Annotated in this window: 19 protein-coding genes and 1 pseudogene; 8 read left to right on the top strand and 12 right to left on the bottom strand. The window is 43.1% G+C overall.

What is annotated here, in order from left to right; all coding sequences use genetic code 11:
• Positions 1–2: 2 nt before the first annotated feature.
• Positions 3–1,337, bottom strand: a complete 1,335-nt coding sequence (gene ssnA / locus KGMB01110_RS12375; protein WP_119298601.1) for a putative aminohydrolase SsnA — start codon at positions 1,335–1,337, stop codon at positions 3–5.
• A gap of 296 nt (positions 1,338–1,633) precedes the next feature.
• Between ssnA and dpaL the strand changes: the two genes are divergently transcribed.
• From dpaL to arcC, 4 genes are all read left to right on the top strand, one after another.
• The gene (dpaL, locus tag KGMB01110_RS12370; RefSeq protein ID WP_117604322.1) at positions 1,634–2,839 is read left to right on the top strand and encodes a diaminopropionate ammonia-lyase; all 1,206 of its coding nucleotides are present in this window, start codon (positions 1,634–1,636) and stop codon (positions 2,837–2,839) included.
• Positions 2,840–2,895: 56 nt separating this feature from the next.
• Positions 2,896–4,206, top strand: a complete 1,311-nt coding sequence (locus KGMB01110_RS12365) for a YgeY family selenium metabolism-linked hydrolase (RefSeq protein WP_119298599.1) — start codon at positions 2,896–2,898, stop codon at positions 4,204–4,206.
• 78 nt (positions 4,207–4,284) lie between these two features.
• The gene (gene ygeW, locus KGMB01110_RS12360) at positions 4,285–5,481 is read left to right on the top strand and encodes a knotted carbamoyltransferase YgeW (RefSeq protein ID WP_119298597.1); all 1,197 of its coding nucleotides are present in this window, start codon (positions 4,285–4,287) and stop codon (positions 5,479–5,481) included.
• Positions 5,482–5,517: 36 nt separating this feature from the next.
• On the top strand, positions 5,518–6,462 hold the full coding sequence (arcC, locus tag KGMB01110_RS12355; protein ID WP_117603464.1) for a carbamate kinase: 945 nt from the start codon (positions 5,518–5,520) through the stop codon (positions 6,460–6,462).
• An 81-nt stretch (positions 6,463–6,543) separates the two neighbouring features.
• Here arcC and KGMB01110_RS12350 read toward each other — a convergent pair whose 3' ends face one another.
• On the bottom strand, positions 6,544–7,953 hold the full coding sequence (locus KGMB01110_RS12350) for a serine hydrolase (RefSeq protein ID WP_119298595.1): 1,410 nt from the start codon (positions 7,951–7,953) through the stop codon (positions 6,544–6,546).
• A gap of 175 nt (positions 7,954–8,128) precedes the next feature.
• Here KGMB01110_RS12350 and KGMB01110_RS12345 point away from each other — a divergent pair, with 175 nt between their 5' ends.
• Together KGMB01110_RS12345 and KGMB01110_RS12340 are read left to right on the top strand one after the other, a co-directional pair.
• The gene (locus tag KGMB01110_RS12345; RefSeq protein WP_119298593.1) at positions 8,129–8,677 is read left to right on the top strand and encodes a helix-turn-helix domain-containing protein; all 549 of its coding nucleotides are present in this window, start codon (positions 8,129–8,131) and stop codon (positions 8,675–8,677) included.
• Positions 8,674–9,243, top strand: coding sequence for a helix-turn-helix domain-containing protein (locus tag KGMB01110_RS12340; RefSeq protein ID WP_117888119.1), 570 nt, complete (start codon positions 8,674–8,676; stop codon positions 9,241–9,243). Before KGMB01110_RS12345 ends, KGMB01110_RS12340 begins: the two co-directional genes overlap by 4 nt.
• Positions 9,244–9,294: 51 nt before the next feature.
• Here KGMB01110_RS12340 and KGMB01110_RS12335 read toward each other — a convergent pair whose 3' ends face one another.
• Both KGMB01110_RS12335 and KGMB01110_RS12320 read right to left on the bottom strand, forming a co-directional pair.
• Positions 9,295–10,359: a mandelate racemase/muconate lactonizing enzyme family protein gene (locus KGMB01110_RS12335; protein WP_117603458.1), complete on the bottom strand. Its 1,065-nt coding sequence runs from the start codon at positions 10,357–10,359 to the stop codon at positions 9,295–9,297.
• A 554-nt stretch (positions 10,360–10,913) separates the two neighbouring features.
• Complete coding sequence (locus KGMB01110_RS12320; RefSeq protein WP_117603455.1) at positions 10,914–11,675, bottom strand: class I SAM-dependent methyltransferase; 762 nt, start codon at positions 11,673–11,675, stop codon at positions 10,914–10,916.
• A 330-nt stretch (positions 11,676–12,005) separates the two neighbouring features.
• Here KGMB01110_RS12320 and KGMB01110_RS12315 point away from each other — a divergent pair, with 330 nt between their 5' ends.
• Positions 12,006–12,203 (top strand): hypothetical protein, encoded by a 198-nt coding sequence (locus KGMB01110_RS12315; protein WP_119298591.1) that lies wholly within the window; start codon positions 12,006–12,008, stop codon positions 12,201–12,203.
• A gap of 616 nt (positions 12,204–12,819) precedes the next feature.
• Here the strand turns inward: KGMB01110_RS12315 and KGMB01110_RS12310 are convergent.
• From KGMB01110_RS12310 to KGMB01110_RS12290, 5 genes are all read right to left on the bottom strand, one after another.
• A complete protein-coding gene (locus KGMB01110_RS12310; RefSeq protein WP_119298589.1) occupies positions 12,820–13,059 on the bottom strand; it encodes a helix-turn-helix domain-containing protein in 240 nt (79 codons plus the stop codon).
• Between the two features lie 439 nt (positions 13,060–13,498).
• Complete coding sequence (locus tag KGMB01110_RS12305) at positions 13,499–15,943, bottom strand: ABC transporter permease (RefSeq protein WP_119298587.1); 2,445 nt, start codon at positions 15,941–15,943, stop codon at positions 13,499–13,501.
• Positions 15,940–16,614: an ABC transporter ATP-binding protein gene (locus KGMB01110_RS12300; protein ID WP_008368866.1), complete on the bottom strand. Its 675-nt coding sequence runs from the start codon at positions 16,612–16,614 to the stop codon at positions 15,940–15,942. Before KGMB01110_RS12300 ends, KGMB01110_RS12305 begins: the two co-directional genes overlap by 4 nt.
• Before the next feature lie 177 nt (positions 16,615–16,791).
• Positions 16,792–18,057: a sensor histidine kinase gene (locus tag KGMB01110_RS12295; protein ID WP_119298585.1), complete on the bottom strand. Its 1,266-nt coding sequence runs from the start codon at positions 18,055–18,057 to the stop codon at positions 16,792–16,794.
• Positions 18,033–18,722, bottom strand: a complete 690-nt coding sequence (locus KGMB01110_RS12290; protein ID WP_055181289.1) for a response regulator transcription factor — start codon at positions 18,720–18,722, stop codon at positions 18,033–18,035. Before KGMB01110_RS12290 ends, KGMB01110_RS12295 begins: the two co-directional genes overlap by 25 nt.
• 428 nt (positions 18,723–19,150) lie before the next feature.
• On the opposite strand from KGMB01110_RS12290, the pseudogene KGMB01110_RS12285 reads away from it, so the two are divergent.
• Positions 19,151–19,234: pseudogene (locus tag KGMB01110_RS12285) on the top strand (DUF6061 family protein); the annotation flags it as partial.
• Positions 19,235–19,294: 60 nt separating this feature from the next.
• Here the strand turns inward: KGMB01110_RS12285 and KGMB01110_RS12280 are convergent.
• The 3 genes from KGMB01110_RS12280 to KGMB01110_RS15910 are packed head-to-tail and all read right to left on the bottom strand — an operon-like array spanning position 19,295 to position 21,263.
• Positions 19,295–20,197: a TlpA disulfide reductase family protein gene (locus KGMB01110_RS12280; protein WP_119298583.1), complete on the bottom strand. Its 903-nt coding sequence runs from the start codon at positions 20,195–20,197 to the stop codon at positions 19,295–19,297.
• A gap of 42 nt (positions 20,198–20,239) precedes the next feature.
• Positions 20,240–21,127 carry a 4Fe-4S binding protein gene (locus KGMB01110_RS12275; protein WP_119298581.1) on the bottom strand — a complete coding sequence of 296 codons (888 nt, stop codon included), beginning with the start codon at positions 21,125–21,127 and terminating at the stop codon, positions 20,240–20,242.
• Complete coding sequence (locus tag KGMB01110_RS15910; RefSeq protein ID WP_119298579.1) at positions 21,120–21,263, bottom strand: CD1871A family CXXC motif-containing protein; 144 nt, start codon at positions 21,261–21,263, stop codon at positions 21,120–21,122. Before KGMB01110_RS15910 ends, KGMB01110_RS12275 begins: the two co-directional genes overlap by 8 nt.
• Positions 21,264–21,286 lie beyond the last annotated feature (23 nt).

Here is a 21,286-nt window from a genome sequence, read left to right as displayed (position 1 = left end):
CCCTATCTGCTGTTGATACGATTTGCCAGTGCTGCCGCCGCCTGACGGCAGTCTGCCATGACTTTAGCCTCATCAATTCCAGTCAATTCTCTGTCTTTCATCAACACTTTTCCATTTGCAATTGTTGTTACCACATCATGTCCGGTCACTCCGAATACCAAGTGACCATTGATATTATTTTCATTCATCGGAGTCAGCGGATCATAATTTACCACGATCACATCTGCTGCAGCTCCTTCTTTTAACACTCCTAATTTCTGATCAAAATAGCGCTCTGCAATCTTTGCATTGTTTTCAAACAGCATCTGCGGGACTTCTCCCCACGCTGCATTCGGATCACAGAGATGATGCTTATGCAGAACATTTGCCACTTTGAAAGATTCCATCATATCATGGGTATAACCGTCGGTTCCAAGCCCGGTCAAAATTCCCCGATGTACCAGCTCCATGGTCGGAGGGCATCCACAGGCATTTCCCATATTGGATTCCGGATTGTGAACCACCATGGTTCCGGTCTCTTTGATCAGATCCATTTCGTGAGGATTAATATAGATACAGTGACCAAGTAAGGTTTTCTCACCCAAAATCTCCCAATCCATCAACCGGTCTACAATCCGTTTGCCATAATGTTTCAGGCAATGGTGCAGATCTTCGATTCCTTCTGCCACATGAATATGATATCCGACTTCATCCGGTTTGTTGGCTGCTGCCAGCTCCATCGTCTCATCGGAAATCGTAAACTGTGCATGCATGCCCATCATACCGGCGATCATTCCGGACTCATCTTTTAATGCATGACGGATAAATTCTGCATTCTCCATCACAGAAGCCTTTGCCTTCTCCTTGCCGTCACGATCTGAAATCTCATAACACAAACAGGACCGCACTCCTGTTTCTTTTGCTGCCTTCTCGATCTCAAAAAGAGAACCCTCAATTGAGCCAAAACTTGCATGATGATCGAAAATGGTTGTGACACCATTTTTAATACATTCTACATAAGTAGCCATTGCACTTAAATATGTATCTTCTAATGTAAGATTCCGGTCAATGGTCCACCACATACCATCCAGAATATCCAGAAAGCCATTGGGATTGTATCCGTTGATTGACAGTCCTCTGGCAAAGGAACTGTAAATATGTTCATGCGCATTAATAAATGCAGGCATGATCACTTTTCTCTTTGCATCGATGTATTCTGCATCCGGATAAGCTTTTTTCAGCTCCTCCGTGCTTCCGACCTTTACAATCGTCCTGCCATCCATTGCAACTGCTCCGCTTTCCATATAAGGTGCGGATGGATCTCTTGTAATCACTCTTCCGTTTCCTAAAATCAGCATAATCTCCTTCTCCTTTCTTGCAGACGACAAAACAGTTTGTCTTTCACCGTCATAAATTATGCACATATCACAGTCAGGTTTTGAACCGATCTTTTTATTTTCTGTGCATTTCGCATATCAGGGTTGCTAACTGATTATAGAATATCATCAATAGTGTACAAATGCAACAAGAAAACAAAAAAATATTTTTTGTGCCTAAAAATTTTTTAGAAAATCTATTGACTCTCATTTTTTTTATGCTATGATGGTCTTAGGAACACAACAAAGGTCGAACAATTTCAAAGGAGGTTTCCACAATGGAATCAATCAAATGGACCGTCAACCAGATGCCGAAAACCGCTGATGAAAACCTGAAGGTCATGGGACTGGATGAAGTCAGCAAGGCAAGAGCATTTCATGAGAGCTTTCCTCAATATAGCGTAACACCACTTGCAAAGCTTACTCAGATGGCTTCTCTTCTGGGACTTGGCGAAGTATATGTAAAGGATGAATCTTATCGATTCGGGCTGAACGCCTTCAAAGTACTGGGCGGATCTTTCGCAATGGCCCGCTACATTGCAAAGCAGACAGGAAAAGATGTTTCTGAACTTCCATACAATGTCCTGACTTCAGAAGCATTGAAAAAAGAATTCGGACAGGCTACTTTCTTCACCGCTACCGATGGAAACCACGGACGTGGCGTTGCATGGGCTGCCAACAAGCTCGGACAGAAAGCCGTTGTCCTGATGCCTAAGGGAACCACCCAGACCCGTCTGAACAATATCCTTGCAGAAGGTGCTCAGGCTACGATTGAAGAATATAACTATGACGAATGTGTCCGTATGGCAAATGCTATGGCTGAGAAGACAGAACATGGCGTAATGGTCCAGGATACTGCCTGGGACGGTTATGAAGAGATTCCGGCATGGATCATGCAGGGATACGGAACTATGGCAATGGAAGCCAACGATCAGTTACAGGAAGCCGGATGCGATCGCCCGACTCACGTATTTATCCAGGCCGGTGTCGGTTCTCTTGCCGGAGCTGTTCAAGGCTATTTTGCAAATCGTTATCCTGAAAATCCTCCAAAGGTTGTGGTTGTGGAAGCTGAAGCTGCTGCCTGCCTGTACAAAGGCGCAACTGCCGGTGACGGAAAGATCCGCATCGTAGACGGAGATATGGAAACCATTATGGCCGGTCTTGCTTGCGGTGAACCTAACACCATTTCCTGGGATATCTTAAAGAATCATGTGGATACCTTTATTGCATCTCCAGACTGGGTTGCTGCAAAAGGAATGCGTATGTTGGCTGCTCCGATCAAGGGAGATCCACAGGTAACTTCCGGAGAATCCGGAGCTGCTCCGTTCGGAACTCTGGCCTGCATCATGACCATGGACGAGTACAAACCGTTAAGAGAACATCTGGGACTCGGTAAAGATTCCAAAGTCCTGCTTTTCTCCACCGAGGGAGATACCGATCCGGGACGTTACAAATCCATCGTATGGGACGGAAACGAAAAATAGAAACCAGACACTTACAAATTTCTACATATTAACAAGAATAAAAAGGAGAATACACAATGGATCTGAACAAAATCAAAGAAGTTGCACAGAGTTACGAAAAAGATATGACTGCATTCTTACGTGCCATCGTTAAGAATCCGGGCGAAAGCTGTGATGAGAAAGCTCACGTAGAAACCATCGCTGCTGAGATGAAGAAGCTTAATTTTGACGAGGTTGTCATCGACCCGCAGGGAAATGTAATCGGTTACATGGGAACCGGAGACAAAATTATCGCTTTCGACGGACACATCGATACTGTTGGAATCGGTAACATTGATAACTGGAAATTTGATCCCTATGACGGATATGAAACCGAAACAGAAATCGGTGGCCGTGGAGTATCCGACCAGTGCGGTGGTGTGGTATCTGCCGTTTACGGTGCTAAGATCATGAAAGATTACGACCTGATCCCGGAAGGATACAAGATCATGGTAGTTGGTTCTGTGCAGGAAGAAGACTGTGATGGCCTTTGCTGGCAGTACATTATCAACGAAGACAAGGTACACCCGGAATTCGTGGTATCTACTGAGCCAACGGACGGTGGTATCTATCGTGGACAGAGAGGGCGTATGGAAATCCGTATCGATGTGAAAGGTGTTTCCTGTCATGGTTCCGCTCCGGAACGTGGAGACAATGCAATCTACAAGATGGCTGATATTCTTCAGGATGTACGTGCCCTCAACGAAAATGATGACGCTGACGAGACAGAGATCAAAGGTCTTGTAAAGATGCTGAATCCGAAATTCAATCCGGACTGGGAAGAAGCTCGTTTCCTCGGACGCGGTACTGTAACAACTTCTCAGATCTTCTATACTTCTCCGAGCCGTTGTGCAGTTGCTGACTCCTGCGCCGTATCTCTGGACCGTCGTATGACCTTCGGCGAAACCTGGGAAAGCTGTCTGGACGAAATCCGCAACCTGCCAAGCGTAAAGAAATACGGGGATGACGTTGTTGTATCCATGTACAACTATGATCGTCCTTCTTATACCGGATGTGTTTATGAAATCGAATGTTACTTCCCGACCTGGGCAATTCCGAAGGATCACAAGGTAACAAAAGCTCTGGAAAAAGCTTACCACGGTCTCTATGGAGAAAAGAGAATCGGTGCTGCTGATACTCTTGAAATGCGTCAGGCCCGTCCGCTGACTGACAAATGGACCTTCTCCACAAACGGTGTTTCTATCATGGGTAGAAACGGAATCCCATGTATCGGATTCGGACCTGGTGCAGAAGCACAGGCACACGCTCCGAATGAAATGACATGGAAACAGGATCTGGTAACCTGCGCTGCTGTATACGCTGCACTTCCAATGTCCTACTGCGAGTAATGCTACGCATCTTTAGAAACTAAATTATTTACATAATCATTTAAACAATTCATAATCAACGATAAAAAGGAGAATAACATGGACGCTAAATTACAGGGATATATTGACAAACTGAACAAACTGAACTTTAAAGAGATGTACAACGGAGACTTTTTCCTGACCTGGGAAAAGACAGACGATGAGATCGAAGCAGTCTTCACTCTGGCTGATGCACTCCGCTACATGAGAGAGAACAACATTTCCACAAAAGTCTTCGAGAGCGGTCTTGGAATCTCTTTATTCCGTGACAACTCCACCCGCACCCGTTTCTCTTTCGCTTCCGCATGTAACCTCTTAGGTCTGGAAGTTCAGGATCTGGACGAAGGAAAATCTCAGGTTGCTCACGGTGAGACTGTCCGCGAGACAGCCAACATGATCTCTTTCATGGCTGATGTCATCGGTATCCGTGACGATATGTATATCGGAAAAGGAAACAAATACATGCACGAAGTGGTTGACGCTGTCACACAGGGCAACAAGGACGGAATCTTAGAGCAGAAACCTACCCTGGTCAACTTACAGTGCGATATTGACCACCCGACCCAGGCCATGGCTGATATGCTCCACATCATCCACGAATTCGGCGGTGTCGAGAACTTAAAAGGAAAGAAACTGGCCATGACATGGGCTTACTCTCCGTCTTACGGAAAGCCGCTGTCTGTTCCGCAGGGCGTGATCGGTCTGATGACCCGTTTCGGAATGGACGTTGTTCTGGCTCATCCGGAAGGGTACGAAGTCTTCCCGGAAGTAGAAGCAGTTGCCACAGAGAACGCAAAGAAATCCGGTGGATCCTTCACCAAGACCAACGATATGAAAGAAGCCTTCAAGGATGCTGATATCGTATATCCGAAGAGCTGGGCTCCGTTCGCTGCCATGGAGAAACGTACCGATCTGTATGCAGAAGGCGATCAGGCAGGAATCGATGCTCTGGAAAAAGAACTGCTGGCTCAGAACGCAGAGCACAAAGACTGGGCTTGTACGGAAGAGATGATGTCTCTGACCAAAGACGGAAAAGCACTTTACCTGCACTGTCTGCCGGCTGATATCAGTGGCGTAAGCTGTGAAGAGGGTGAAGTAGACGGAAGCGTCTTCGATCGTTACAGAGATCCGCTTTACAAAGAAGCAAGCTACAAACCGTACATTATCGCTGCGATGATCTTCCTTGCAAAATTTGCAGATCCGGCAGATATTTTGAAAAAATTAGAGGAAAGAAGTACTCCTAGAGTCTTGAAATAAGATTTGACAGGAGATGTCACAGGGAGGATTTCCAAAATGGAAAAGAAAAAACGTATTGTGATTGCTCTGGGCGGTAACGCCTTGGGCAATACACTTCCAGAACAGATGAAAGCCGTGAAAATCACTTCACGCGCCATCGTAGATTTGATTCAAGAGGGATGCGAAGTCGTGGTTGCTCACGGAAACGGGCCTCAGGTTGGCATGGTAAACAATGCCATGATCGCCCTGACCCATGAAGATCCGCAGCAGCCAAATACCCCGCTTTCTGTCTGCGTTGCCATGAGTCAGGCATATATCGGGTATGATCTTCAAAACGCGCTTCGCGAAGAACTCTTAAACAGGGGCATCACGGACATTCCTGTTGCCACCATGATCACACAGATCCGTGTCGATGAAAATGACCCTGCTTTTGAGACACCTTCCAAGCCGATCGGTCGCTTTCTTACAAAGGAACAGGCCGATCTTATGGCAGAAAAATATGATTATGTCATGAAAGAAGATGCCGGACGCGGTTATCGCCGTGTCGTTGCATCTCCAAAACCACAGGAGATCATCGAGATCGGTACGATCCGTACCATGGTTAATTCCGGTGATCTGGTCATTGCCTGCGGAGGCGGTGGAATTCCGGTGATCCGCCAGGGCAACCACTTAAAAGGCGCCAGTGCAGTCATCGATAAAGATTTTGCCAGTGCACTCCTTGCAAAGGAACTGGATGCAGATTTCCTGATCATTCTAACTGCAGTTGAGAAGGCTGCCATTAACTATGGCAAAGAAAATGAAGAATGGCTTTCCGATATCACAGTCGATCAGGCAAAGCAGTACATCGAAGAGGGACATTTTGCTCCCGGATCCATGCTGCCGAAAGTGCAGGCTGCCGTTGATTTTGCGTCATCTAAGCCGGGCCGCCAGTCCTTAATTACATTGCTTGAAAAAGCCAAAGATGGAATCCTGGGAACAACCGGAACACGAATTCATCTTTAAGCTTTCTTCAATAACATATTTCCAACAAAACTCCTAAAAGGAAAAGACACCGACCATTCATTTGGCCGATGTCTTTTTCCTTTATGCAATTTTCTGAAAGAAGATCGGTGCTACCGTCGGTTCCAGCACCGCTGAAAATCCATTTACTCTTCCATTTTTATCCGACTCAAATGTCATCGGGAAGTTTACGCCCATCAGTGTCAATAAGCCATCAAATTCCTCCTTCTGATAGTGCGTCAGAATTGCGTCATATCCATTCAGGTCCCCGACCAGTTTCCCGCCGGATTCTCTGACTGTAAATTCACCGAATCCAGGCGCCGTATATACTCCGCAGTATGCCGCCGGTTCATATTTTGGTGTGGTATCCAGGATACGGTTCTTCGCACGTTCTTCCATTGCTTGTTGCATCTGGGCAAACACTCCGCCGATCAGGCCCTGCATTTTTGCCATCCAGTCCTGTTCCTCTGCTCCCAACAATCGATCCAAAATCGCATAAGTTAATGCATAAATCATAAAATTTGAATTTCCGTTACTTAACAGAATCATTCCAAAATCCTGTTCCGGCATCAGTGTCATGAGCGAAGAAAAGCCCAGGGTATTTCCTCCATGGCTGACCATTTTATGTCCACGGTACAGATCCACAAACCATCCCAGTCCATAATTTGCCTCCGTAATCTCATCCATCGTCCAGAAATACGGAGTTCCGTGCATCTGAACCTTATGCATTTCTTCCAGACTGTCCTGCGATACCAGTTTTTTCCCATGACCGAGCTGCATCAAGAGGTAGGTTGCCATATCTTCTGCCGTAGAATTAATGGCACCCGCAGGGCCAATCCCTTTCAGGGAAAGGTATGGAAGTTCCAGATTCTCCGTCCCGTTAAACAGATAGCCCTTAGACCGATTCTCATATCGTTCCATTTCTGAAATTGTCATACAGGTATGCTCCATTCCAAGCGGCTTCAAAATTCTTTCCTTCACCAGGTCTTCCCAGCTCTCTCCCGTCAGAACCTCTGCCAGATATCCAGCCAGCATTACCATCTGATTCGAATATTGCAGCTTCGAGCGGAATGGGGCACTCATTGGAAGATACTGTAAATCTTCCACCATCTCTTTACGGTTCTCCTTTGTACAGAATACTCCATGTACATCATGTTTCGGAAGCCCTGTCCGGTGACAGAGCAGATCCCTTGCAGTTACCTTCTCTGTCACCTCAGGATCGGATAACTTTAACCATGGAATATATTGTTTCACCGGAGTATCCCAATCCAGTTTTCCTTCTTCCACCAACATGCTAAGCAACAATGATGTAAAGCTCTTCGTGGTTGAGCCAATCGGTAAAACCGTATCTTCTGTCATTGGCAGCTGTTTCTTCTCATCACGTACTCCATAGCCTTTTGTAAAAACAATTTTTCCATCTTTTACAATTGCCATAGAGAGTCCCGGAAGGCCCCATTGCTTTCTCATCTCATCAACCAGCAATTCTTTTTCCATCTCTTTTTCCTCCTTTATTTTTTCGACTTCTTTTATTGACTCTTCCTGTATGCTTATTCACGCACCTTTGTCGTTGTATTTCCATTTACGATTGTATTTCTCTATTTATGATTGACTTTATCTATGCAAAAAGGGTACCATATTCTTTAGGAATGATCCCACAGGAGGTACCTTTATGATCGGTGACAATATCCGCGAAACCCGAAAGAAGAACCATTTATCACTGGCAGAACTGGCAGTACGTGTTGGCGTCAGTGAAAGCTATATTTCTCAGTTAGAACGAAACAATGTAGACCCATCTATTTCTGTTCTTCGGAAAATTTCTTCCGCTTTGAATGTTCCAATCGTCACTTTTTTTGACGCTGTCTATGAAGAACCTGTCATCATTCGCTCCGGAGTTTCCGAACAATCTTCTCTTCTTTTTGGCAATCTAAACCTTATCCCTTTGAGTTCTTCTTCCGATCCCAGAACTCATATGGAGATTTTTAAATTTTTACTTTTCCCCGGGGATGAGCGAATTCATCTAATCCATGACGGAGAGACCTGCCTCCACTTACTCAACGGTTCGTTGACTCTCTTTCTCGAAAATCAGAGATTTGTGCTCCATACCGGAGACAGCATTACCATCCATACAAACACACCTTACCAACTTACTTCATACACCGAAACATCTTCCGGTATTTTATGTAGTACCGGTCATTTGCGAAAGGAGATTCCCTTATGATCCCTCAGAAAATACGCACCCTTCGCCAAGCAAAGGGACTAACCCTAAAAGAACTGGCTGACAAGACCCAGACCACCGCCGGCTACATTTCCCAGTTAGAACGGGGACTGGTGGATCCGTCGCTTTCTACCTTACGCAAAATTGCAGCTGTTCTGGATACTCCTCTGTTCGCACTTATGGATACCCGTGAGACCCAGTCCGCCGTGGTCCGTTCTGAGAAACGACAGAAAATGACGTTTTCTGATTCCCAAATTGTCCACGAACTGTTAACCCCTGCTGCCATCGGCGGACAGAAACCCTCTGATCTTTTACTGTTTACCAGCCGTCTCTCAAAAGGTTCCTGGAGCAATGAAGAACGAATCTCTCATAATGCCGAAGAATGGATTTATGTCATGGAAGGACAGATCGAGATCATTGCCGGAGAAAATTCTTATTCTCTTCGAAGTGGGGACTGCATTTATCTCAAGGAAAATATTCCCCACAATATTTACAATCCGGGCCCCAAGCCCGCCGTCTGCATTTCCGCAATGACACCTTCTGTTTTTGTCAGCACGGTTCATCCGTAAATGAGATATTGTATCCATCCTTCATCAGACAATACTGTCACTTCCCCTGTCTCAGAAATTTTCTGCACAGATTCCCAGACCCGGAGTATCACTCAGTGTACAGATGCCCCCTCGATTTTCAAATCCTCCCGTAATCCAGTCATCTTTTGTAAAGAATGTCACATCCAGGTCAACCTTTTTTATATTGGAAACCGCAGCGGCCACATGCATGGCAGCCGTATTTGCGATTCTGCTTTCCCCCATGCATCCAATCATGCAGAACAGGTTATTTGCCTCTGCGATCGCATTAATCTTCAACGCATGAAAAATCCCGCCACATTTCATCAGTTTGATATTCATGCCGTCTACTGCTCTCTGATTTGCCAATTTTGCTGCATCACATGGCAAATGACAACTTTCATCAGCCACAACCGGGATCCCTGAAGCCTTCTTTACTTCCACTAATCCTTCATAATCCCATGCCACAACCGGCTGTTCAATCAGTTCTACATCCAGACGTTCCAGTTCTTTTGCCATTTTGATCGCATCTTTTACAGCCCAGCCCTGATTTGCATCGATCCGCAACTTCACACGATCTCCGACAGCCTTTCGGATTTCTTCCATGCGCAAAAGATCCGTTTCCGGATTTTCCCCCAACTTAATCTTTAAAATATTCCAGCCTTTTTCTGCCCATTTTGCACTTTGAGAAGCCATGTGATCTGGTGTACCGATTCCGATTGTCACATCCGATTCCACCTGTTTTCCATCACCACCCAGGTACTGATACAGCGGTACTCCCATCTTCTTTGAGGCAATGTCATAGCACGCAATATCAATGGCTGCCTTTACCGATGTATTGTAGGCATAACGGTCCATTATTTGATGAATCCGCTCAATCGATAATGGATTTTGTCCCAAAAGCATCTTACGGAATTCCTTTCCGATCACAAATGCTGTATCCAGATTATCCCCGGTCACAAATTCCATCGGGGCCGCTTCCCCATATCCGCAGATTCCTTCATCCGTCTCGATTTTCAGAACCATTGTGTCATATCCTTCCATAACAGTAAAGGCGATTTTAAAAGGTTCTTCAAATCGAAAGGTCGCTTTTTCAAACTTGATATCTGTAATCTTCATCGTCCAATCTCCTCTGATATTTCTGGTTTCATTATAAGCTTGTGCTTTTTCTCTGTCAAATATAATTAATTTTTTTAGTATTTTTAAACCTTATTTTCCATACCGTCGAAACGTTTTGTAAACCAACGGAAGCACCAAGATTGCAAGCAATGTATAGCTCCCCATTCCCAGTGGAATCTGCCGGAACACATGATTTCCGATCTGATAGTATGCTTTTTGGCTGCCACCAACATGGCTTACTGATAAAATGTGTCAGCATTATGACAAAAGGAATTCCTGAACCGATGGCAGTCGCAAGCCCCGCGCCAAAGATCCCCATATTACAGGTAAACACAAAGAAATAGTCCCCAAACATATTGAAAATACCGCCAACTAGCACACTGCGAGTCAAATGTCAATACCGGACGTTCAAACACAATGATTCCAATCCATGCCAGAACTGACAGAATCACAGAATCATCTGCTTCGCTGAAAAAACAAACAACAAACGTATCTGCAATTCCAACGAACATCAGAAGAAACTAGAACCTCTGTCTTTATTTCCTTTATCTCCCTTAATTTTTTATACCAATCAATAATAACCATCGATGATCAAACATAATTTGTGATTCTTTTTTGTATGGTGAAAAACCGGTTTTACTTCCCCCCGACAATTCAGTTTTCATCAACTCGGTTATCTCTTTTTGCACATCTTCCGGAGTATCAGTTAGTTCCATCCAACTTTTCAGATTCACCGGTACCAAAGTCGTTTCTTCGCATTGTAATGTGAAATCTTTCTCGAACATTTTTTCAAATTCTTCCCTGCTTAGGATTCTGGTGTGTGAAGGATCACGCATTTTTTCAATCTTATCATCAACTGTCCGCAAAGTCTCTTCGGCAGCTTCCATATCCCAGACAACAAGCTTTCCTCCTTTTTTCATGACCCGTTTCATCTCCTGAAAAGGTTTTTGAGGATCATCAAAATGATGAAAAGAAAGTCTTGTGATCACCAGATCAAACGTTTCGGATTCATATGGAAGTTCTTCTGCATTCCCTGTTTGAAAATAGATGTTCTTTATCCGGCTTTCTTCGGCAAGTTTTTTCCCCTGTGCCAGCATTTCTTCCGTCAGATCCAGACAGATCATATCCTTTACAAAAGGAGCCAGTGCTCTGCCACAAATACAGGTTCCCGCCGCCACTTCCAGTGCATGCTCCGTTCCTTTCGTCCCGATTTGTTTCACCAGGTAATCGGTGTATTCTGCTTTTGCCATATGATAGGTTGCAAATTTTTCAGCCTGTTTTTTAAATGACTGTTTGACAGTCTCATTGTGCTTCATTTTAAGACCTCCATTTTCTTTCTATCTTTTTTCTAAATACTTTTTTACAAATGTGTTTCTTTGGCAACGCAAAAACTTTTTTAGTAATAAAATCATTTTTCTTATGCTATGATTATATCACAATTTATCTTATCATATTATCAGATTATATCCAGATAATATAATAAAATCGTCAAAATATGTAACTTTAATAGACCATCTGAGTACATCGTATTTCAGATGGAACAGACAAATATATGTAGCGCAGATTTTAGCGAAGTTTCTGAGTGTTAAAATCTATATCTTTCCTGCGGTATCTATTACTATTTTGACACGAAGGAAGAAATAGTTTTGGCTTGTGGCGAAGAAGCAATTTCCCACATTGAGCAGGGTGCGTTCAGCATTGCCCTTGAAGATATCAAAGATGTTGCCAATATGATGAACCATCTCGGCACTCTTGCGGATGAACTGTCTCCGGTTATGCGTTTTCTGATCAGCGTATGTGTGTCGCAGGAATACGGAAACAAAGTCAAGCCATACCTTGTATAGCTTGCAGGTCGCTACCCTTATTATACGAAAAAAATTGCCGAAATTCTCGGCTGCACCGCAGCGGAGGTAGAACCGTATGTCCACCTGTCTATTCTGGCAAAACAATCAATTCCGGCGAAACATACACAGATACTTCATTTGAAATGTGGTGCTGGTATGGGAATGAAACCTTCACAAACAATGGGACAGTTAATATTTCAAATGGCTTTACACTTGGTTATCTGGCAAGCTTTGTAAATAACAGTGAATTTACATTTACCGGTTCCAATTCAACATTTGGTGTCAGTTCCGGTTGTTCCTTCCAAAATAACGGAACTGCAAGAATCAGTGGCTGTTACAACTTGGGCTTGGAAGATTCTTTTGTTAACACCGGCACATTATATCTATCCGATATTAGTAATTTTAACGTTTCCGGTATAGTAAATACCGGAAAAAATGTGTGTGGAAACGGTGTGCCGGATAGGCTTATCGACGCTTTGAAAGAAAAGTCCTCCGGTGATGGAACAGTTGTAAAAGAGGGAGAATCCACGCTCTCAACATCAACTCGGTATACTATTACCTACGACGGGAATCCCCCCGCGCGGAAAGGGGGCGCGCGGTTAATGCCCGCCTGGGTTCAGTTCAGGTCGAAACTCAGGATGGCGACGATCAGCTTCGTCTCAATTCGGCGGCGGATCTCCTCGTCCACAGCAAGGCAAGGATTGCCGTTCTGGTCATACCCTCTGCGCAGGGACACGAAGCGGTCCTGCTGAACGCGAACTTGACGGAAAGCATTGGCAGACTCGTTTCGGATGGTACTTTTGCAGAACGCATCAAAGGCGTGCTGCTTGTGCCGGTAATGGTGTTCAAGGTCCATTTTCTCACCTCCCTTCGCGCCGGAAGGCAGGTCGTGGTTTCCCTTTCACCCCTTACTGGTTTTCCAAATGGCCCTTTTGGCCATTTTTTCGGGAATTTCTCAAAAATATTTTTTTCGCGGCTCATGCTGCGCTCCTTTCGTCCTGTTCGGGTGGATGCTCCTTCCAGAACGGAGGGCGGTGGGGAGCGGCAGCCCACGGCGAAGAAGTGCCGTGGATGACAAAAAGCACCTATAAAGGCGTCAAAGGAGCACTGGAGCAATATCGGCAGAAATTGCAGTAAACCACCCGCTGTTCCATACGACTGGTGTTCGGATACAGTGGCAAATATCTTATCATAACAAATTATGATAATGTCAAAGGGGCACAGAATCTTTTGACGTATACTCGCAAACCAAGCTGTCACTCATTGCCCGAGTGACAGCTTGGTTACTTGCTTGGCTATCCCTGATACCTTATTCTTTCAACCAGCGTTTCCTTTTTCAGATTACTGCTTAAAACGCAGGAAAGTACAATCTGCAACAGACCGACCAAAAGAATCATAATAAGAATTGGTATGATTGGAACATGATAGATATTCATTCCAAATATTCCATTATGTTTTGCATAGGAAAAAAGTGTATAGCCGAGCGGCAGACCAATGATCAAAGCTACGCATATGGTGCCAACCGTAAAAATCAGTCCCTGTAACTGCAGACATAAATTTAATTGTTTATTTGTCATACCCACAGCCTGTAATACACCATATTCCTGCTTTTTTGTCGTAATATTCATGATCATGGTGTTTGCCATATTCATAAAACCGATGAGTCCCACAACCGCCATAAACAGATAACAGCCGAGCTTCATCATGCGGGCTGCGAATTCTGCAGATTGTAACTGTGCATGATAGGTATCCATTTTTATATGCGAAGTATTAGAAATCAAAGTATTCAGACTCTGTTCCACAGATGCCACATCTTTTTTATCACAGTCCACCCACAGATATCCATAGGCTGTTCCCCTCGGATTCATGGAACGGTATACACCTTCCGGAATGACAAGATAAGTGTCCGCGCTTACAAAGGATCCCGCAATCTTTCCCTGATAGGTATAGGTTCCACTTCCATTCTCAAAGTCAAATGCAATGGATTCACCCGGAGCATATCCATCTTGTTCCATCCACATCGACCAACCAAAGAAAATTTCACCATTCTTTACCGCCTGATCATAGTCCATAGAGCCAATATCCCCGTCCTGGCGCATAAAATCAAAATCATTTTTACTCACAATAGCAGCCGGAAATCTTGTTCCGTTCAGATTTACAGAGACAATCTCTCTCGTCATGACATCTGTCACGCCCGGAATGCTTTTGATTTCTTCAATCAGCGAATCATTCAATGGATTATCCGTCAGAATCGTATCCAGATTATTCTCCGGATATCTTTCATCGTACTCAGCAGAATAGTCAAGCTGCAGTTCAAATTGTCCATGATTAACGGAAAGACGTGCTTCATGCTCCGTGTCAATATTTCCTACATAATTAGAGATAATCACAAACAATGCGCAGGAAAGCCCCAGTGTGAGGATGGTACCAATGGTTCTTTTTGGATTACCCGTTATATTTGCCATTGCCATAGAAAACACGGTGACATTTTTTCTGCCATTTCGTTTTCCTTTTTTGTGTGTTTCTGCATTTTCTAAATACCGTGTTGCTTCGATAGGTGAAATCCGTGAAACAATTTTCATTGGTTTACGCAGTGCCAAAGCAACGGTAAGAAATGATACGAAAATACAGAGAAGCATAACAGGCAGGGAAAACAGAGGCACCTGCTGATTTTGAACTCCCATAGAGCCAGTTCCGGTTGATACAAGGTTCCCCTGTTCTACCAGCCAGTTAAAACCGCATTTTGCAATCAGAAAGCCAAAAAGCAATCCAACTGGTATTGAAAAAAATGTCAAAAAAATGCCCTCTCTGAAGATCAGTTGTTTCATCTGCTTTTTTGTCGCTCCCAGAGCCTTGATTTTTCCATACTCCTGTATCTTGTTGGCAATACCGACCTGAAAAATATTATAAATGACCACAACAGAGAAAAGTACAATTGCAAGAATCAAAACCCCGCATACCGCAATCGTTTCATAACTCGGCTGCAAGACCCATTGCAAATAGAGATCATTGACTATAACGTTTTTTTCTTCGATTCCACAAGCTGCTGCAATCTGCTTTATAACCGGTTCAATATTATTCATAGATACATTTGCAGAATCATTTAAAGTAAAATAAATATTATACTGTCTGTCATTCTCTGCGACGTGCTCATCATAAAACTCCTGTGACCCGAAAGCAACATAAGATGCCTCGATGGTATACTCATCCCGATCATATAGGATTCCGCTGACAACAAATTCTTCCGGCTTATATTCTGACTGCATCCCTGCGCGGTAATCCAGTGTAACCGTATCTCCGATCTTTACATCACCATACCCCATTGCACGAAAAAATGCTCTTCCTGCAGCAATTTCCTGCGCCTTTTCCGGATAGGTACCTTCCTTCAACACATATTCCTGATTATAGGGAAGCATTTTCCTGACCGTTTCATCCGCACTGACAAAGCCGCCATTTTCATTTCCTTTCAGGATGCCCTCCGTACACATGATGCCGATATCAGATATCTCAGCTCTGCGTTCCACTTCCTTTAACTGCGAGGCATCTGCTGCGACAAACAGACCATAATTGCTTCCATATGAGCCTGCCGCCTGACTTTTCTGCAAACGGATCATTCCATTTCCCACAGTACTGATAATCACAAGCAGAATCGTAGTCAGACAGATTGCCATCATAATCAGTATACTTCTTGTCTTGTTCTTTTTGTCATTGCTATATGCAATCCTGCTTATTGTCTTCATCTGAAATCCACCACCTGTCCGTCCTCAATCACCAGAATACGGTCAGCGACCTGTGCAATTTCGTCATCATGGGTAATCATTACAATTGTCTGTCCATATTTTTTTGCTGTCATCTTAAGCAGGGCGATTACCTCATCACTGGTCTTGGAATCAAGATTTCCTGTCGGCTCATCTGCAAATATAATTTCCGGACGATTCACCAGTGCTCTTGCAATTGCTACTCTCTGCTGCTGTCCTCCGGATAACTGATTTGGCAGATTATAAATCCGGTTTTCAATCCCCAGAGTTGCAATAATATCATTTACATACGCTTCATCCACTTTTCTTCCGTCCAGCCCCAGTGGCAGTACAATATTTTCCCAGACATTAACAGATGAAACCAGATTAAATGCCTGAAAAACAAATCCGATTTTTCTTCTGCGGAAAACAGCAAGGGCATCTTCCTTCATCCTGTATAAATCTTTCCCGGCTAAAGTAACACTGCCTTTTGTAGGGGTGTCAAGCCCTCCAAGCATATGAAGTAATGTACTTTTACCGGAACCTGACTTTCCGACAATTGCGACAAATTCTCCCTGCTCAATCTGAATGTCCACCTGATTGACCGCTTTGACCTGATTCTCACCTGCGCCATAAAACTTACAAAGCTGCCTGGTTTCTAATATCACACTCATGTGTTGCCTCCTTTTCAATTCTGTAAAGCGTACCTTTTCAGCACGCTTTCTTTGCCTGTTTATATATTTGGTCATTTTTCAACCTACATCCAAATTGTATCAGGACAATCTTTCATTTCACTTTCAAAAAACGAGCAGAAGTCTTACAGAATTGTAAGATTTCTGCCCACTTAAAATTTAACCAACATATGGTAATTGAATCACAAACGTGCTTCCTTTTTTCTTTTTGCCGGAGGTTACCATGATTGTACCTCCGTGTTTTTCGATAATTTCTCTCGATAGAAAAAGTCCGATTCCTGTACCACTCTTTTCCATGACCTCCTTGGAACTTCCTCTGTAAAATCGTTGAAAAATTTTGTGATACTCATTCTGCGGAATACCAATTCCCTGATCCTCAATTTCCATTCTTACAAGATCGTTTCTTTTTTGTAACCGGATAAATATTTTTGAACCATCCAGGCTGTACTTGATTGCATTATCCAGAACGTTGATCACAGCTTCACCAAGCCATCTTTTATCCTGCATAACCATGCATGTTTCCAGCTCTTTTGCATAGTCAAAAACGAATTCAATTTCTTTCTCATCCGCTTTTGGATAAGTACAGTTCACAGCAGATATGACAGTATCCATAAGCGGAAGTTTTTTCTTATTAATCTGAATCAGTCCAGTTTCCATCTTGGATATTTCAAGAAGCGACTGCAATAATGTCTCCAGTCCATCCAGAGCACTCCGACAACGGATACGAAACTCCTCCTGTTCTGTGGCACTTAAGTCATTCTGCATCAGCACACTAAAACATGTATCCAAAGCTGCAACCGGTGTCTTTAACTGGTGAGAGATATCAGAAACCATTTCTTTCGTGCTCTCTTTTTCTTCCCGTGCTTCTTCCTTTAGCAACTGAATATGATGTCCGATTGCTTCAAGCTGGTCATTCAATTTTTCCAGTTCTGCTGGATTTTCCGTTTTCAGTAAAGCATCAAATTTATTTTCACGGAATCTGATCAGAATTTCTTCCAACTGGTCTAAAATTTTCTGATGACACGCATCTTCTTTTTTCTTCCAATAAAGTAAAAAAGTCAAAAGAAGCACGCATATCACAGTACTTACAGCACCGGTCACCATAACCTGATGCCGGAATTGCGAATAAAATGCATTCCCTTTATTCCCCCAGTATCCATATTGCTCCAATAATCGCCTTCCCTGTTCGTTGGTTTCAATCTCCTTATCCTTAAGCAATTCCGAAACAGCATCCAGCCCGGAAAATTCTTCCTTTGCAGCAATCTCTGTCATAAGATTCATTTTATATTTATAATCTTCATAAAACACATACGTGGTAAAGCAATTTAATATTGCAAACAATAATATGACAGGTAATACCAAGGAGAGCACTACTGTAATCTTCTTGCGATATCTCTTTGTCACTGCCTTACCTCCTGATTCCATATATACCCAAGACCTCTGATATTCTTTATATAGACCGGTGCAGCCGGATTGTCTTCGATTTTCTCACGGAGTCTTCTGATATTGACAGCGATTGTATTTTCATCCACAAAATCCCCTTCCAGATCAAACACATTTTCCAATATTTGTGTTTTTGAAAGAATCTGTTTCGGATTCTGAAGAAAAAAAGTCAGCATTTTCAACTCCGTTTTTGTCAGACTGATTTCACGACTCTTTATCAGGACTTTCATTTCTCCTGCGATAAATACGATATCTCCCGAAATCATCTTTCCGGCTTCCGTTTTCTCCTGTCTGCGACGGAAATGTGCTTCTATTTTCAAAAGAAGTACCGAAAGACTAAACGGCTTTGTAATATAATCATCTGCCCCTGCTTCATATCCCATGACCTGATCCATCTCCTGATCCAGTGCTGTAAGACAAATAATGTATGTATTATAATTGCATCTCATCCACCTTACAAATTCCAGTCCATTCCCATCCGGAAGATTCACATCACAAATGGTAACATCCACATTATGATCACTTGCAATTCTTTTCGCTTTTTTCACTGATTCTGCTGAAAAAACCTCATATCCGGATTTTTTCAGTGAAAATGTAATTCCACGATTTAAATTTTCATCATCTTCAACCACGAGTATACCTGGCATAGCATATGCACCTCTCTTTGTTAACTATCCAGAATAGAAATTAGCTTTTGTTCGCCTTCCGCATCCAAGACATATTAAAACAATTCCGATTGAGCTTTCACCTGTTTTAAGAAATTTAATAACTGTTATATTTTGTTATTAAATTCTCCGCAAACCATTGAAAACACTGGATTTGTCGCAGGTGAGCTTTCCCTTATTGTTTCCCTTGTGTTATATCGTCCCACCAGTGTTTACGAACTCTGATAAGGGAAAATACAAGGGTGCAGGACATCCAGTGGATGTCCGCTTTGCACCGACCGTAGCGAAGCGAAGACCACAAGATGTCCGGTGGACATCTGCTCTGTGCCGACCGAAGCGGCAGCGGAAACCAAGAAAAATCTATAAAACAGTATAACACAAAATAAAAGTGACATGGTGAACTAATTGATATGCTTCGCATTGACTGCTGGGAAGCAGAAAAGAATTTGAGAACCACACCCGGATCAGATTGTGCATTAAACACACTTGACATTATAGTAATGTTCAAAAAAAGCTCTCTGTGCAATGCACAGGAGCTTTTTATATGTAGACCTCTATTTATTTGTGCTGTCTGCATCAATTACAGACTGAATCTGCTTCATAAGGGCATCATAGTTGTCCTTGTTATCAATTCCGCCGAGCATTGGTTCGCCTACAATATTGCCATTTCTGTCAACAAGTATAGTTGTTGGAAAGGCCAGGATTTCTGAGGCATATTTACCGGCAGCACTAGAGGAGTCAATTGACAGATTACGATATTTGACACCCTGGCTTTCAAGAACAGAGGCAGCCTCTTTGATAGCTGTTTTATTGCCATCGAAGGTCTCAGTGTTGATGCCAACAACTTCTCCGCCCATTGATTTGATAGCATCATTTAATTCGTTAAGCTTGGATAATTCAGCAACACATGGTTTGCAGCCGGTAAACCAGAAATTGACGACTGTTACTGCATTACCGGAAAACAGGCTGTCATCAACCTTATTGCCATCAAAATCCTCACCGGAAAAATCACTGAATACAGATGAGGCTTTAGAGCTGTCCTTCTTGTTATCGTCTGATGATGTATTTTTGTTTTCAAGCTCTGCTATCTGTTCCTCGATTTTTCGTATGGTTTCAATATCCTCATTAAGTGTTTTAAGCTCATCGTCTGTGAATGAATTCTTGTTTGATTCTACGGTACCGGCAAGATAATCAGCATAATTTCCGTTTGAATCGGCGTCACTTTTGTTCATCATGCCAAATACCTTGTTCCACACATCAGCGTGATCTGCAAAAAGCTGATTTTCCTGCTGATATAAATCATCAAGCCTGGAATCTGATTTGCCGGATGCTTCTGAGCCGGCTTCAGTCTGAGTGTTCTTAGACTCTGTGTTGGAAGCTTGCTTTCCGCCGCATGCTGTAAGTGATAATGCTATGCAGAGTGTAAAAATAGAAATAAATGATAATTTGTTTTTCATGAGTAATTTCTCCTTTAAAAATAATAGTAAAATGTTTAATAGTTATCTGTTGTCATTTTTTTGACATGATTTTCCCATAAACCGGTAGCAGATGGCGTCCTTCGGACAGGCCTTTATGCAGGCACCGCAGCGTATGCACTCGGGGTGATCCGGTGTCTTACACACATCCACATCCATCTTACATGCCTTTGCGCATTGACCGCATCCGACACATTTACTGCTATCAACGGTGATTTTGAGCAGGCTGACCTTATTAAATAATGAGTAGATTGCTCCAAGCGGACAAATCCATTTACAGAAGGGCCTGTAAAATAAGATACTTAGTACAATCACTGCAATTAAAATCATACACTTGAAAGAAAAAAGCTTTCCCAGCGCAGAACGGATAGCAGCATTTCCAATAGATAACGGTATAGCACCCTCTAAAACACCCTGAGGACAGATATATTTGCAGAAGAACGGGTCTCCCATTCCTATAGAGTTCGTTACAAGCATCGGAAGAAGTATAACGAAAACAATAAGAATGACATATTTTAGGTACCTAAGAGGCTTTAGTTTGGCTGTGGATAATTTCTTTCCGGGGATTTTATGAAGTAAATCCTGAAACCATCCAAATGGGCACAAAAAACCACATATAAATCTGCCGAGAGTTACACCGAGTAAAATAAAAAATCCGGTTATGTAGTATGAAAACTTAAATTTTGATGATCCGACAACCGCCTGAAATGCCCCTATTGGACAGGCTCCTGTCGCGGCAGGGCAGGAGTAGCAGTTTAATCCGGGTACGCATACTGTTTTTGCATTGCCCTGATATATTTTACCCTTAAATAAATTTGGAATATGAATATTGGTCAGCAGCGTTGCTGCGGCCTGTATCCAGCCACGTATTTTTGCCAGTTTTCTTGATAGTAATTTCTTTTCCTTATCCAATTCCGACACACTCCAGACATAGTTTTATTGCTTTACCAAGCACTGTAGCCGCCTCACCTCTGACTGCACCATAGCTTATCATGGATACACCAAAGATAAGCAGAATGATTTGACATGTTTTTTGGTATTTCAACATAATGTTGCTCCTTTTTGTTGTAT

It is taken from the genome of Mediterraneibacter butyricigenes (assembly GCF_003574295.1).
In the GTDB taxonomy this organism is placed as follows: domain Bacteria; phylum Bacillota; class Clostridia; order Lachnospirales; family Lachnospiraceae; genus Mediterraneibacter_A; species Mediterraneibacter_A butyricigenes.
This window is presented reverse-complemented; position numbering and strand designations above follow the sequence as displayed.

Coding starts and splice junctions, on each gene's coding strand:
- KGMB01110_RS12290 (WP_055181289.1), bottom strand. CDS start 18,722: ATGCCAGGTATACTCGTGGTTGAAGATGATGAAAATTTAAATCGTGGA.
- ssnA (WP_119298601.1), bottom strand. CDS start 1,337: ATGCTGATTTTAGGAAACGGAAGAGTGATTACAAGAGATCCATCCGCA.
- KGMB01110_RS12340 (WP_117888119.1), top strand. CDS start 8,674: ATGATCCCTCAGAAAATACGCACCCTTCGCCAAGCAAAGGGACTAACC.
- KGMB01110_RS12295 (WP_119298585.1), bottom strand. CDS start 18,057: ATGGAATCAGGAGGTAAGGCAGTGACAAAGAGATATCGCAAGAAGATT.
- KGMB01110_RS12305 (WP_119298587.1), bottom strand. CDS start 15,943: ATGAAGACAATAAGCAGGATTGCATATAGCAATGACAAAAAGAACAAG.
- KGMB01110_RS12335 (WP_117603458.1), bottom strand. CDS start 10,359: ATGAAGATTACAGATATCAAGTTTGAAAAAGCGACCTTTCGATTTGAA.
- arcC (WP_117603464.1), top strand. CDS start 5,518: ATGGAAAAGAAAAAACGTATTGTGATTGCTCTGGGCGGTAACGCCTTG.
- KGMB01110_RS12345 (WP_119298593.1), top strand. CDS start 8,129: ATGATCGGTGACAATATCCGCGAAACCCGAAAGAAGAACCATTTATCA.
- KGMB01110_RS12365 (WP_119298599.1), top strand. CDS start 2,896: ATGGATCTGAACAAAATCAAAGAAGTTGCACAGAGTTACGAAAAAGAT.
- KGMB01110_RS12280 (WP_119298583.1), bottom strand. CDS start 20,197: ATGAAAAACAAATTATCATTTATTTCTATTTTTACACTCTGCATAGCA.
- dpaL (WP_117604322.1), top strand. CDS start 1,634: ATGGAATCAATCAAATGGACCGTCAACCAGATGCCGAAAACCGCTGAT.
- ygeW (WP_119298597.1), top strand. CDS start 4,285: ATGGACGCTAAATTACAGGGATATATTGACAAACTGAACAAACTGAAC.
- KGMB01110_RS12310 (WP_119298589.1), bottom strand. CDS start 13,059: ATGGACCTTGAACACCATTACCGGCACAAGCAGCACGCCTTTGATGCG.
- KGMB01110_RS12300 (WP_008368866.1), bottom strand. CDS start 16,614: ATGAGTGTGATATTAGAAACCAGGCAGCTTTGTAAGTTTTATGGCGCA.
- KGMB01110_RS15910 (WP_119298579.1), bottom strand. CDS start 21,263: ATGTTGAAATACCAAAAAACATGTCAAATCATTCTGCTTATCTTTGGT.
- KGMB01110_RS12350 (WP_119298595.1), bottom strand. CDS start 7,953: ATGGAAAAAGAATTGCTGGTTGATGAGATGAGAAAGCAATGGGGCCTT.
- KGMB01110_RS12320 (WP_117603455.1), bottom strand. CDS start 11,675: ATGAAGCACAATGAGACTGTCAAACAGTCATTTAAAAAACAGGCTGAA.